This is a genomic window from Leucobacter sp. L43 (assembly GCF_016597785.1).
GTDB lineage: Bacteria > Actinomycetota > Actinomycetes > Actinomycetales > Microbacteriaceae > Leucobacter > Leucobacter alluvii.
In genome coordinates, this window is the sequence record NZ_JAENJG010000003.1 from 223,149 (window position 1) to 237,111 (window position 13,963).

Genomic DNA, 13,963 nt, shown 5'->3' on the forward strand with positions numbered 1-13,963 from the left:
TCGCACAGTCAGTAGATGATGCGCGTGAACGCAGTGTTTGCGGAACGGAAACCCTCGTGCTTCGGCGTCAATTGGATCACCATTCAATGGATACTGAATCAGACGCAGAGTGCTACGTAAATGGAGCAAATCGACTACTGAACATCCGCAGCGAGTGAGTCCACCCCAGCTGATCTGCTTACTGTTGCGAGGCCAAAGTCGCCCTAGTCGGCGGCGAAATCGAAATCTACACTGGGCGCATCACGGTGTCAGGCAGCCTGACCCGCGCATTGCGCTCCTGAGCGCCGCAGGCCGCCGAGGCTCGACACCTCCAGTTGAGATGGGGCGGTACTCCATGGTCGGAACCTCTGAGACCCGAACCTTGAGCCCGCTCGCGAGCGTGAGCACGGCAGTTGACTCGACTGTCTGGCCCCGGAGTGTCTTCACGCGTCCACCACAGACTCACACCAAGTGAAACGGAGTACCGCGACATGTCGGAGCGGCGAACCTTACGAACCCATGCACGACTCGCTGCGCTGACGGCCGCCGTCGCGGCGCTCGCCCTCGGCCTGACCGGCATCGGTACAGCGCCCGTAGCGGCGCTCGAGGGCCCCGCAGACGATACCGTCGTCACGGAGCCCCCCGCGGTCGAGACGCCCGAATCGGACGTCGAGGAGTCGCAGGGGGCACAGGAATCTCAGGAGCCTCAGGAGCCTCAGGAGCCACAGCGATCACAGGAACCGGAATCGGCGGCGCCACTCGATGACATCGCGCCGTTCGCCAATGAAACCCTCGAGATTGCTCTGCAGAGCAAGACGGGCGTCGACGATGCCGTGAATGATCCCCTCGACGGGAGTACCACGAATGACCTCATTCGCACCAATGACATCTGGACGGTCACCGCAAAAGCCACGCAGCACGGTACCGAAGCGCAAACGGACGTGGTTGTCCAAGTCAATGCACCGCAGGGCGCCCAGTTCGTCTCCCTGCCTCAGTACTGCGACGCGTCGGGCAGCTCGCTCGATCCGCAGACGCTCCCCGAGCCGGCGGCGCCGATCACCGCTTCATCGTGGGAATCGCTGCCGGCCCAGACCCTGACCTGCAAGCTCACTCCCGAGTTCGTCGGCCCGGAAACCACCTTCGACTTCCCCTTCGAAATCCGGGTGCGCCCCGAAGTGCCTGCCGGAACCTCCCTCACGGCCGTCGCCGCGATTCGCTCCGACCAGGTCGCCGCAGTCACGGCTGAGGCGACCGCGAGCGTCGTCGCCGCGCCCCGATACGACGTCTCGAAGAACGCGTACCGCGCCACTCCCAATTCGAGCACCGTTTCCGCAGGCGCCCGTGAATGCTCGTGGGACAGGACCATCGCATGCCGCCTGTTCGCGTTCCCCATCAACGTCTCCCTCCCCTTCGCGGGTGCGGGTGCCAGCCCTGCCACGCAGATCTCGCTCGTCGACGATGTCTCCCCGGAGTCGCTCTACGGCGTCTCCGTCGACGACCTCGAGAAAAACGGCGCGCGACTGCGCGACTGCTATGCCCCCACGATCGCGTACGACGACACTCCCTGGGCCAGAATCGGCACGGGCGACCGTGAAGGAGAACCGCACAACTCCGTGCGCGACAGCGGCACGATGAGCTGCACGCAGGCAGGCGGACCGGGCACCGACATCGCCGTCACCTTCGACAACCCCGACACGACCGCCTGGACCTATCCGTCGGAAGGCGTTCGAGGGATCGCCATCCCGGCAGACCGTGCCGCCGTAGCATCTGGCATTCTGCGCTTCGAAGTGCCGAACTCCGTGATTCGGGACTACGGCACACAGACCGGCGCCAGTGCTTGGAAGTTGAACGTCACCAACACGTTCACCGACTTCAACGTCCGCGACATCGCCGGAAACCAGAACGACGCGGCGTGGGACGACCAGGCGAACAACACTCGCACGGTCGAGCTCAGCATCACGGCAGGGGTCGGCCAGGAGAAGTACTTCGCAGGGGTGCCGGGTGCCGCAGGCAACATGTCGGCCGCCGACTACCGGCCCTACTTCTTCCAGGGCCCTCCGGGGACCACGGGTCGAGACAACGGCGACGGGCAGCTCTTCCCGGGGGGCGACACCATCAGCATGAATTTCTACTCCCCGGCACCGATCGTTGACCAGGAATCGGAGCGGCTCATGGCCGGCTGTGACTACTGGGACGGAACGAAGCTGCATCTCAAGGCGCGGAACTGGCCGGGGAGTCAGGCAACGCCCGAGGGCGGATTCGCGCAGACGATTCCGTCGAACGGCGCACCCGTATGGGTGAGCGGGGCTGATGCCGGCGATGGTTGGTTGGCCCCGGGCGCCAGCGCCATACCCGAGCTCACGGCGCAGTACTCCAACGGCTCCACGGGCACCGCCGGCGGCAACTGCGGCCAGGGCGAGTGGTTCGCCGATCCTGCGGATGTGCCTGGCAACGACCCCGAGAAGGCCGCCGAGGGCGTCTACACCGCCGTGAATCAGGTGCGGTGGATGGCGGTGATGCCGCTCGATCACGCCGTCACCACGCGCTATGGCGTATCCATCGGGCTGACCGCCGCTGACGATCTCGAACCCGGCGATATCGTTCCGAACTTCGTCGACTGGTACTCCACGACGAATGTCACCGGCAACGAAACGCTCGAGCAGATCTCGCAGCGCCCGTGGGCGACGAGCACCTACGATCCCGCGACGAACAGCGGGGATCAAGGCGACCGGCACATCGTGTCGAGCCTGAACTCCTCGATCAACAAGGAGATTCTGGGCAATGACGGCAACTGGACCTCGGGCAACACCGAGACCACGGCCGGGCAGGGACGACGGTTCCGGATCCAGCCGTACATCCTCGCCGGTGAAACCACCGGCAGCACGAGCAACCTCTGGATCGAAGACTGCATGCCGGATTCCCAGATCCTGCTCGACTCCAATTACTCGTACACGACCGCGCCCGTGGAGGGGGCACTCGAGTGCGCTGCCGAGGAGAACTACGTGCGCTGGGATCTCGGCCCCCGCAGCACCGACGAGATGATCGATCCCGTCGAGTACACGGTTCGCATCAGCAGTCTCTCCGCACCCGGGGAGTACGTGAACCGGGCGCGAATCTCCGCCGTCGGCGACAATTCCGATGAGAGTCTGCGCACGGACAGCCAGACGATTCGCATCATCAACCCGGCCGGGGTGAAGATCGAGAAGACTCCCGCGACTCCCCAGGTGCAGGTCAACAACACCGGCGCCGCGAATACCGAGGACATCTCGTGGACGATCGGCGGAGCCAACATCGGGCCCGAGGCGAACGTCTTCAACCTCGACCTCGTCGACATCCTTCCCGCCAGTGGCGTCGACACCGAGCCCGACGACGGGCAGCCCGCATCCGACTTCTCCGGCACGCTCGACCTTCGATCCGTCGAAATCCCGGCGGGCGTGACGGTCTACTACTCGACGACCCCGGCGAGTGAACTGTCCATCGACCCCGACCACGCGAGCAACTCGGTCGGCGGCACGAACCCCGACGGCGCACCGCACGTGGTGAACCCCGACAACTGGGCGGAGTGGGGAGACAGCGGACCCGCCGATCTGAGCGCCGTGACCGCACTCAGATGGAAGGTCGACGGAGCCTTCAACGGCGCATCGAACTTCTCCTCGACCGTCGTCATGACCCCGCGCGGCAACGCTCCGGGCGACCGCTACATCAATGTGCTTCGCGGCGAGGCCGTGCTCAAGACCGACGACGGAGCGGTGGGATCGATCCGCGAGCTCGGCCCGATCTTCGCGACGACCAACGTGGTCGGATCCTCCATCGGCGACTACTTCTGGTTCGACGCCAACGGCAACGGGATACACGACGAGGATGAAACCGGTGTCCCTGGAGCGGATGTCTCACTGAGCGGTACCGATGACCTCGGAAACGCCGTCATCGCGACGACGTCGACCGACGCCGACGGGTGGTACGAGTTCGCTGATCTGCGCGCCTCAGACGCCGATGGGTACACGGTCTCCTTCGATATGCCCGAGGCCCTCGAAGAGAACGGGTATGAATTCACGATCACCGAAGCGGGCGACGACCCCGCGCTCGATTCGAACGCTGACGGAGATGGTGTGACGGTACCGGTGATCATCACGCCGGGAATGTCCGACGCGACGATCGATGCGGGCATCTCTCGCTCGGCCATCGAACTCGTCAAGACGGCGGACCCGCAGAACGGCGTCGACGCCGACGAGACCATCACGTACACCTTCACCGCGACGAACACCGGAGAGACGACGCTCGAAGAAATCGCACTGCAGGAGGAATCCTTCACGAACCCGCAGGGCGACGACATCACCCTCAACGGTCCTCTGGTGATCGATGAGGATCAGTCCACCGGCACCCCCGAGGCGCTCGAGCCCGGCCAACGCGTGGTCTGGACCGCGCAATACACCGTCACCGCTGCAGACCTCAGCGATGACGGCGGACTCATCGCGAACACGGCGAGCGTCAGCGGTGAAAGCCCACGGGGCAACACCGTCACCGACGAAGACTCGGAGAATGTGGCACCCGTTGGCGTCGGCGCCTTCACCTACGCGAAGACCTCCGACCCCGAGTCCGGTTCGAGCGTTCTGGTCGGAGACACCGTCACGTACACCCTCACGGTTCGGCACAACGGAGCCGGTGACGTGCGCAATGCCACGATCACCGACGATCTCTCCGACGTGCTCGACGACGCGGAGTACAACGAAGACGTCGAACCTTCGGCTGGAAGCGTGACGTACGTCGATGGTGTGCTGACATGGTCCGGTAACCTCAGCGCTGCGGAAGCAGTGACGATCACCTACTCGGTGACGATCACGGGCGATGGAGATCTCTCCGTGCGCAATGCGGCGACGTCGGGCGACGAGCGGGGTCAGTGCGACGACAGCGTCGGGTGCGAGTCCGCGCTCGACATCCTCCCCGGCGCCTACACGTTCTCGAAGACCAGCGATCCCGCATCGGGGTCTGAGGTCTCGGTGGGGGATCGCATCACGTACACCCTGTCGATGCAGCACAACGGCGGCGGAGCGGTCGCGGGCGCCGGGATCGTCGACGACCTCGCTGCCGTGCTCGACGACGCCGAGTACAACGCGGACGCCGCCGCAACCGCTGGAGAGGTGAGCGTCGAAGGCGGCGTGCTGAGGTGGACCGGCAACCTCGCAAGCGGTGAACAGGTGGATATCACGTATTCCGTCACCGTTACGGGCGGGGGCGATGACGTCATACGGAACGCCGTCGCAGCCACCGACGGTCGCGGCGCATGCGCAACGGACACCGGCTGCCAAACCGTACTCACGCTCGGGGCCGGAATGTTCGTCTACTCCAAGGCGTCGGACCCGGCCTCTGGTACTGAGATTCAAGCAGGTGCATCCGTTACATACACACTCACCATCGAACACCGTGGTGAGGGGCGTGTGCGAGACGCGACCGTGAGTGACGATCTGGCCGACGTGCTCGACGACGCGAGCTACAACGACGATGCGACAGCCAGCAGCGGAACAGTCGATGTTGCGGACGGCGTGCTGCACTGGACCGGAGATCTCGCACCCGAGGATCGCGTCACCGTGACGTACAGCGTCACCGCCCATGGGCGAGGCAACAGCACCCTTGCCAACTCGGTCACCAGTATCGACACCCGTGCGGCGTGCGACCCGGATCGCGAGTGCGCCACCGTACACCCCGTCGCAGCGGGGGGCGCCGAAGATCCGGGCGAGGGACCGTGGCTCTCGATCACGGGCGGGCCGCTGCCCTGGATCGGCGTCAGCCTGGCGGCAGCGCTCCTGATCGGAGGCGGCGTCATCCTCGCCGTTCGTCGAATGCGGCAGCGCATGGAATGAGCGGCAACTCGAGGCCCGGAGCGTTTACCGAACGCGCCGGGCCTCGATTGCTGTATCTCGGAGGAGCCTGTGCACGGAATCGCGTTTCACCTACCGCAATTCATCCTCTCATCTGCGGGTTCGTCGACGGAACCACGGGATCGCCGTTGTGACCGACGTACCGTTATGCGAGCGCGAACGGGTTGCTGTGCCAGGTACCACGCCGCGCTCTTCATGCTTCCGGAACGACGAACAGGCCCCGACGATACCCGTGACGACACCTCCCATCTCTGCGCCCGAGCACACGACGACGCCTGCAGGCACGCCGATACCTGAACACACAACCGCGGATGCGCCTTCGCTCGAGAACGCCACACGAGCCGCGAGGCCCGCGGGCCGTTTCGTGTCCTCCCTGCTGCTCGTGGCAGTGCTCACCTGCGCGGTCTACTCCGTGGTGGCGATGCTCATCGATGGGGAGTCCGGGTTCGAGCGGGCGTTCGACTCCGTGCTCGCGGTGGCGGTGTTCACCGGACTGGTCTGGATCGACACGCTGATCGGCAAGTGGCGCCCGCCATGGTTCAGAACGATCTCGTACTGCTCCAGTGTCTTTCTGCTTGCGTTCTGGGTGACAGACATCTGGGCCGAAGACATCGGCGGGCCCATGATCGTGTGGTTCGCCCATCCCGCGACGCTCGTCTTCGTGAGGCTGGTGCTTCTGTATGTCGACCTCATTCGAGTGATGCTCCGCAAATGGAACACCCCGCTGACAGTCTTCACCGGAGCCCTCACCGGTGTCACCGGAGCCGCTGCCGCGGTGCTGCTGACGATTTCGCTGCACACGTGGGGGAAGCATCTGCTCGAGCTCGACCTCTACGGCAGGATATGGGCGGCAACCGCGTTGCTCTCAGCATTCGGCATGGTCGCGCTACTCCTCACCGGAGTCGTGATGAGTTCGCGCGAGCCCCGGGACAGCCCCCGGGCGCCCCAACCAGTGGCGTCGCATCGGCTGCCGCTGATGTGGCCCACACTGCACGATGGCACTCCGTTGCGCGCGACCTCGAGCGGCACCCCCGACTTCGCCGCACTGCCCGCCAATGCCGTGCTCGCCTGGCCGAGGTACATCGACGGAACGCCCGTGCAGGCGCGGCCGCACAGCGGTTCTCGCTCCCACGCCATGCTTTGAAACATCTCCACACCCACGCACAGGAAGAACTGACATGACCTCCCCCTCTTCCGGCGAGCCTCTCGCCGCCCAGAGCACAGTCGAATCCGAAACGGTGGCATTCGCCCCCGGGAGCGCATCCCAGGGCGCCGACACCTCATTCAATCCACTGGCGATCGTCGCCTTCATCGCCTCATTCTTCGTCGGACTCGCCGGGATCATCTGCGGGCACATCGCCCTGCGGCAGCTCAAGAAGCAGCCGAAGCGCGGTCGAGGGTTCGCGCTCGCAGGCACGATCATCGGCTACGTCAACGTGGTCGCCGCCATCATCGCGACGATTGTGACGACGTCCCTGCTGCTCAACGGAGGATTCGAGAAGGCCTACGACATTCAGCGCGACTTTGACCCGATCGCCGGCGACACCGTGGAAATCGTTCCGCCGGATGAACTCGAGAACGAATTCGCGTCACCGCACTTCGAGAACGTCTGCGACGCGGTCGATGAACTCCTCGAAATCGACGTCTCCGCCGCTCACGCCGACAGCGAAGCTCTCGCGGCGCTTCGCTTTCTCAGTGAATCCGAGAGCTCCAATGCCGCAACGTACGCCGGCGTGGCGAGCCTGCTCGAATCGGGAAGCGCTGACATCGACGATCAGCTCGCCGACGACTTCACGCTTGCGCTCACGGATGAGTACGTCATGTGCTCCGCCTACGGCGATGACGTTCTCTGACACTACTGACACCTGTACAACGTAAGGAACACGCATGAAGAAGCACACGCTCCGCCCCATAGCCCTCGTCGCAGCGAGCGCCGGGCTCGTCATCGCTCTCGCCGGGTGTGCGCCCGACGCCACCGAGGGCGTCGCGCCCTCGACCGGCGACGTGACGACGACGGAAGACGCGAAGCAGAAGGTCGAGCCGAAGGTCCCGGAAAAAGCCGAAACCGAGAAGACCGACTCCGACGTCACCCCGGCGGGCTGGTCGAAGCCGATCAACACTGATGGCGAACTGCTCACGACCTACGAAAACGACAGCGTACGTGTCGACCTCTACGCCACGGCATTCGGCGAGGCCCCAGAAGACGACGGCGTCGAGCACCCCGATACCGGCGAATCACTCGTTCCCGCGGGTTCCCCTGTCGTGGTGCTCAACGCGGTCATCACGAACGTCACCGACGCGACCCTCCCGATCGGCGATTCGGGGCTGCGCATGTCGATCGACAACGACGGGTGGCCGTTCATGGGCCTGCACGAGGTGGAAAGCGCAGTGGACTGGCGAGACAGCCTGGGCGCCTTCTACAGCTCCATCGATTGGAACTCGCACTCCGATATCAGCGAGCTGGAGGCGGGTCATTCCTTCTCCAACGCACGCGTGGTGCCCTACCTCGACACCCCCTACGAGGTGGCAATCACTCTGACGCCGGAGACCGAGGACGGCCTCGACCACGACAACCCGGTGCTCGAAGAAAGCCAGACGTTCACCATCACGCACCCGTGAGCGGTTCTGCCCCACCAGGAGAGTCCATGACCCATCCAATCTCACCATCGAACACGAACGCACACGAGCAGCCGCTGCGGTACGCCCCGCCAACGGTGCACCCATATCCGCCGCGCACGAACACGCTCTCGATCATCGCGTTCATCGGCTCATTCCTGCTGTCGTTCACCGGAATCATCCTCGGTGCGATCTCCCTGGGCCAGATCAAGCGAACACGGGAGAGCGGACGCGGGCTCGCCATCACGGCGATCATCATCGGCTCGGTCGGTACCGCGATCGCGCTGCTGTGGGCCCTGTTCATGTTCGTGCTCATTGGGGCTGCCGGGTCGGCGCCGACACTGTACGCGACCCCGGACGAGCCCGAACCTCGGGGCAGCAGCCACGCCTACACCTACGGTGACGACGCGCACCTCGATCGTCTCTGGGATGCGTGCGAGGCGGGAGACGACGAAGCGTGCTCGGATCTCTACTGGGAATCACCCCTAGGGTCGGAGTACGAGGAGTTCGGGCAGAACGACGGGCGCCTCGACTCCGGCCTCACCTCCTGAACTGCGGCTGGCCTACTGCTCGATGATGCGCTTGAGCGCGGCGAGCGTCGCGGGGATGTCCTCGCGCGCCGCCGCGCTGCGCACCGCCACCTGTTCTGCGGCATGCTCACCGAACCGCTCGGCGAAGTACGCCTGCCCCTCCGGCGTGAACTCCCATGATTCGCTGAGCAGGGTCCCGTCACCCGACGGTTCCATGCGGTAGGTCCATACGACACGGCCCGGGCCGACGCTCCAGCCGAACGCGACCCCGGGGTCGGCGACGACGACCTGGCTGCGGGTCTTCCACTCCCGCTCGGACGTGACGTTGAGCCCGGTGAACCAGGCGCCCGGGCGCGGACCGTGATCCTCATCCCACCAGCACTCACGGCAGGTCGGCGACCACTCGCCGGTGCGCGTCACGTCAGACACCACGCCGTACACGGTGAGGGGATCCGCTGCGATGTGAATAGAGTCGACGAAGTTGAGCGGTGCAGACATGGTCGCCAGTCTAGGAGGGAGTGCATTCCCCGCGAGGGGTGCTCATCGCGAGCCCCCTATTGCGACTCCTCGCTGCTCGTGTGGTGCGGCATGCCCACCGGCTTCGACTCGCTGGACCCGCGCTGACGCAGGTAGATCGAGAACGCCACCATCGCCCCCACTGCAAGGAACTCGGACTGCCAGTTCTGGAGCGTACGGTTCCAGAACTCCGCTGAGACGACGTATGCGCCCCAGCTCTCGGGCGGAAGACCGTGCTGCATGTTCTCATCGTTCGCCACGATGTGCCCGGCCAGCGACTGGGCGAACCAGGAGAGCACGAACACAGCACCCATGGTGAGCAGGAGGGAGTTGGAATAGATCCACAGTCGCACACCGTGCGCGCGGGCCCAGCGCGGAGAATCGCGCCGCGCATGACTTCCGACGAGCTGATCCTCATCCGAGCCGAGCCCTTCGTCACCAGGCTTCTTCGATTCCGGCGACCCTTTCTGGATGAACCAGATCGTCGCCAGAATGAAGAGGAAGAACTGCAGGAACTCCGACTGCCAGTTCTCCGCGACGTCCACGAGGAACGCCGAGGTGGTCACGAACTCGAAGTAGCCGATCTCCGGTTGGCCGTGCTGGGCGAGCTCCTCGTTGTTGTAGAGAAACCCCACGACGGACTGCCCGATGAGCGTCAGCAAGAAGATGATCAGGAACACGAGGCTGAGTCGTGTATTCCGCATGAACACCCGCATCACGCCTCACCGCCCCATCAGCGGCAGTGCGATCATGACGACGAGGCCGACGACCACGATCGTCATCCACGCCCAGAACGGAACCGCCTGGGAGATTCTGTTGTCTCGCTCATGCTGCCGCACAGCGTCCTCACCTTCTCTCCTCGCCCCCTGCTTCTCTGATCTGAGCGTGACGCACCGACGAGCCGGGTGCAGGGGGATTGACGGGGTCGCGGCAGCAGTGGCAATACCCGGAACCGCCGCATAGGGAATCGGGTGGGCCGGGCGCAAGCCGTTGATGCACACCGGCGGGCGTCAGTAGCCTCGTGTCTCAACAGTGCGCAGTCGTGCGCACGGGCGCGAGCGACCGAGCCCGTGCCCGGCCGGAAAGGGGTCTGACAGATGGCAGTGATCGGCTACCACGCGTCGCACGAGCAGCACTCTCCGAGAGAGCTGCTGGAGACGGTTCGCCTCGCCGAGCAAGCCGGATTCGAAGCGGCGATGTGCTCGGATCATCTCGCGCCTTGGACACGACAGCAGGGCGAATCAGGGTTCGCGTGGAGCTGGTTGGGAGCGGCGATGGCGACGACCGACCTGACCTTCGGCGTCGTGAACGCGCCCGGACAGCGGTACCATCCGGTGATCGTCGCCCAGGCGATCGCAACCCTCGCCGAGATGTTCCCGGGCCGCTTCTGGGCAGCGCTGGGCAGCGGCGAGGCGCTCAATGAGCATGTCACCGGCGAAGAATGGCCCGTGAAGTCTGCGCGCCAGGACCGGTTGCGGGAGTGCCACGACGTGATCCGACGACTGCTCGACGGGGAACGGGTGAGTGTTCGCGGCGACCTCACCCACGTGCACAACGCCAGGGTGTGGAGTCGCCCGGACGAACGTGTGCCGCTGCTCGGCGCTGCGGCGAGCGCCGAAACGGCGCAGTGGGCGGCAGGGTGGGCGGACGGGCTGATCACGGTGGCGTCGACGCCAGCGGAGACGCAGGGCATCCTCGAACGATTTCGAGCAGGGAACGCTGAGGGGAGTGCCCGGCTGCAGGTGCATGTCAGTCTGGGCGAGACCGCGGAGGAGGCGATGCGCGACGCCGAGGAGCAGTGGGCGCACAGCATCGTCTCGAGCGAGCTCATGTGGGATCTGGAGGATCCCGAGGACTACGAGGCCGTCGCCCGATTGTCGGACGGGGCGCTCGAAGACGCAGTGGTGATCTCCGATTCGGCGATCGACATGGCCGATCGCATCGCGCAGCTCGCCGCCGGTTTCGATCACGTGTACCTGCATCACGTGGGGCGCGATCAGCTGACGTTCCTGAGGCGATGCGAGACCGAGTTGCTGCCCGAATTGAGGAGGATCCTGTGACGGCACCGAAGTTCGACGTGGACCCGTGGGGCCTCAGCACCGGCGGGATCGACGCGGGGTACCTCGCGCACGAGGAGACGATCTTCGGATTGTCCAACGGCCACGTCGGGTGGCGCGGGAACCTCGACGAGGGCGACCCTCGCGGTGTCGCTGGCAGCTACCTCAACGGCGTCTTCGAAGAGCATCCGATGCCCTATGCAGAAGACGGCTACGGGTACCCGGAGACCGGCCAAAGCGTCATCAACGTGCCGAACGGGCAGATCATCCGGCTCACGGTGAATGGGGAGCCGTTCACCGTGCGACACGGAACGGTCGACGACCACGTGCGACGCCTCGATTTCCGGGACGGGACGCTGAGCAGGAGTCTGACCTGGACGACGCCGGCGGGCGAAGCCGTCGAGATCCGCTCCACGCGAATGGTCTCGTTCGAACACCGATCCATCGCGGCGGTGCGGTACTCCGTTCGGGCGTTGGAATCGCCCGTCGACATCACGGTGGAATCCGAAGTGCTGGCCAACGAACCGCTCCCGACCGATCATGGCGATCCTCGTGTGAAGGATCTGCTCGCCCAGCCGCTCATCGGCCGCTCCAGTGCGGTCGCCGGTACTTGTGCCACCGTCGTGCACCGCACCAGGGAGAGCGGATTGACGGTCGCGACCTCCATGGATCACGTGCTCTGCGGCGGACGGACGGCCGGGGGTGTCGGAGCGACCCTGCGCTCTCACGCCGAGGGCGATGTTGCGCGGACGACGATCCGAGCCTCACTGGGTGCGGGAGAGACGCTGGAGTTCGTCAAATTCGTCGGCCACGAATGGTCCGCGAGAGCATCCGACGCCACACTGCAGGAACAGGTGGGTGCAGCCGTCGCGGGCGCCGTGCGCCTGGGCTGGGACGGCCTGCTGGAGAGCCAGAGGCAGCGCCTCGACGAGTTCTGGAGGGGCGCCGACGTTCGCGTCGAAGGCGAGCCACGGCTGCAGCAGGCGGTGCGCTTCGCCCTGTTCCAGATGTACCAAGCCTCGGCGCGGTTGGAGCTGCGCTCGATCCCGGGCAAAGGGCTCACCGGGTCGGGGTACGAGGGGCACACGTTCTGGGACTTCGAAGCGTTCGTGCTTCCGGTGCTCATCTCCACCATGCCCGGCGCTGCCGAGCAGGCGCTCCGCTGGCGGTACGCAACGCTCGACCACGCACGCGAGCGCGCCAAGCTGCTGCATCTGCGGGGGGCGTCGTTCGCCTGGCGCACGATCGATGGGCGTGAGAGCTCGGGGTACTGGCCGGCCAGCACCGCGGCGTTCCACATCAACGCCGACATCGCGGCCGCCGTCGTGCAGTATGTGCGCGCCACGGGCGACATCGACTTCGAACGCGAGTGCGGGGTGGAGATGCTCGCCGAGACCGCGCGGCTCTGGCTCTCGCTCGGCCGTACCGATGGCCAGGGCGCCTTCCACATCGACGGCGTGACCGGCCCGGACGAGTACTCAGCCGTCATGAACGACAACGTCTACACGAACCTGATGGCTCAGGTGAATCTGCGGGGAGCCGTGTCGGCGGCACGGGCGCACCCCGACGTCGCACGCCGCCTCGGCATCGCGGACGACGAGGTCGCCGCCTGGGATGCTGCGGCAGATGCGATGCACATCCCGTTCGATGCCCAGCGCGAGGTGCATCCGCAATCGGCCGGGTACACGGATCTCGAGCGCTGGGACTTCGAGTCGACGCATCCCGAGCAGTACTCGCTGCACGATCACTTCCCGTATTTCGATCTCTACCGCAAGCAGGTGGTCAAGCAGGCGGACCTCGTACTCGCGCTGTTCTTCGCGCACGAGCACTTCTCGCGCGAGGAGAAGGATCGCGCCTTCGCCTACTACGAGGCGCTCACCGTGCGTGACTCCTCGCTCTCCGCTGCCGCTCAAGCCGTGGTGGCCGCAGAACTCGGTCACCTCGACCTCGCGTACGACTATCTCGCGGAGGTCGCGACCCTCGACCTCGACGACCTCCACGAGAACACGGACCAGGGCCTCCATGTCGCGGCGCTCGCAGGCGTATGGACGGCGCTCGTGTGCGGATTCGGGGGCCTCCGCGACAGCGCTGCAGCGCCGAGCTTGAGCCCGCGGCTGCCTGCGCGCCTCAGCCGTCTCAGTTTCGCGGTGCGCCTCCACGGCTCCGTGATCGAACTGGATATCACCCCGGACGCGACGACGTATCGTCTGCGCGAGGGGCCACCGCTCCGCATCCGGCATTTCGGTGACGAGGCGCAGCTCGAACCGGGTCGCGACGTGCGCCTCCCGACGCCGGATCACTCGACGCCGGGAGACGCACCCGCGTCGCCCAGAGGACGATCACCGCGACCGGCGAGCCGCGCATTCACTGAGCAGTGAGATCCTCTGGG

The 13,963-nt window shown here is 65.6% G+C and carries 9 protein-coding genes; 7 read left to right on the forward strand and 2 right to left on the reverse strand.

The genetic code is table 11. The features are described from left to right. The first annotated feature begins 470 nt into the window (after positions 1-470). The 5 genes from JE033_RS13095 to JE033_RS13115 all read left to right on the forward strand — a co-directional run bounded on the left by JE033_RS13095 (position 471) and on the right by JE033_RS13115 (position 9,022). Positions 471-5,837, forward strand: coding sequence for an SdrD B-like domain-containing protein (locus tag JE033_RS13095; protein WP_200332196.1), 5,367 nt, complete (start codon positions 471-473; stop codon positions 5,835-5,837). Positions 5,838-6,219: 382 nt separating this feature from the next. Then, complete coding sequence (locus JE033_RS13100) at positions 6,220-6,999, forward strand: hypothetical protein (protein WP_200332198.1); 780 nt, start codon at positions 6,220-6,222, stop codon at positions 6,997-6,999. Between the two features lie 34 nt (positions 7,000-7,033). Then, complete coding sequence (locus tag JE033_RS13105; RefSeq protein ID WP_200332200.1) at positions 7,034-7,708, forward strand: DUF4190 domain-containing protein; 675 nt, start codon at positions 7,034-7,036, stop codon at positions 7,706-7,708. 34 nt (positions 7,709-7,742) lie between these two features. Continuing rightward, the gene (locus JE033_RS13110) at positions 7,743-8,474 is read left to right on the forward strand and encodes a hypothetical protein (protein ID WP_200332202.1); all 732 of its coding nucleotides are present in this window, start codon (positions 7,743-7,745) and stop codon (positions 8,472-8,474) included. 26 nt (positions 8,475-8,500) lie between these two features. Beyond that, entirely contained in the window at positions 8,501-9,022 is a 522-nt protein-coding gene (locus JE033_RS13115) for a DUF4190 domain-containing protein (RefSeq protein WP_200332204.1), read from the forward strand. 12 nt (positions 9,023-9,034) lie between these two features. Here the strand turns inward: JE033_RS13115 and JE033_RS13120 are convergent, their stop codons facing one another. After that, positions 9,035-9,499 carry an SRPBCC family protein gene (locus JE033_RS13120; RefSeq protein ID WP_200332206.1) on the reverse strand — a complete coding sequence of 155 codons (465 nt, stop codon included), beginning with the start codon at positions 9,497-9,499 and terminating at the stop codon, positions 9,035-9,037. A gap of 56 nt (positions 9,500-9,555) precedes the next feature. Beyond that, the gene (locus JE033_RS13125) at positions 9,556-10,221 is read right to left on the reverse strand and encodes a DUF6766 family protein (RefSeq protein ID WP_370567969.1); all 666 of its coding nucleotides are present in this window, start codon (positions 10,219-10,221) and stop codon (positions 9,556-9,558) included. Between the two features lie 393 nt (positions 10,222-10,614). Between JE033_RS13125 and JE033_RS13130 the strand changes: the two genes are divergently transcribed. Beyond that, complete coding sequence (locus tag JE033_RS13130) at positions 10,615-11,577, forward strand: TIGR03885 family FMN-dependent LLM class oxidoreductase (protein ID WP_200332208.1); 963 nt, start codon at positions 10,615-10,617, stop codon at positions 11,575-11,577. Then, the gene (locus tag JE033_RS13135) at positions 11,574-13,952 is read left to right on the forward strand and encodes a glycoside hydrolase family 65 protein (protein WP_370567970.1); all 2,379 of its coding nucleotides are present in this window, start codon (positions 11,574-11,576) and stop codon (positions 13,950-13,952) included. The genes JE033_RS13130 and JE033_RS13135 overlap by 4 nt, the downstream gene beginning before the upstream one ends. The last annotated feature ends 11 nt before the right edge of the window (positions 13,953-13,963 follow it).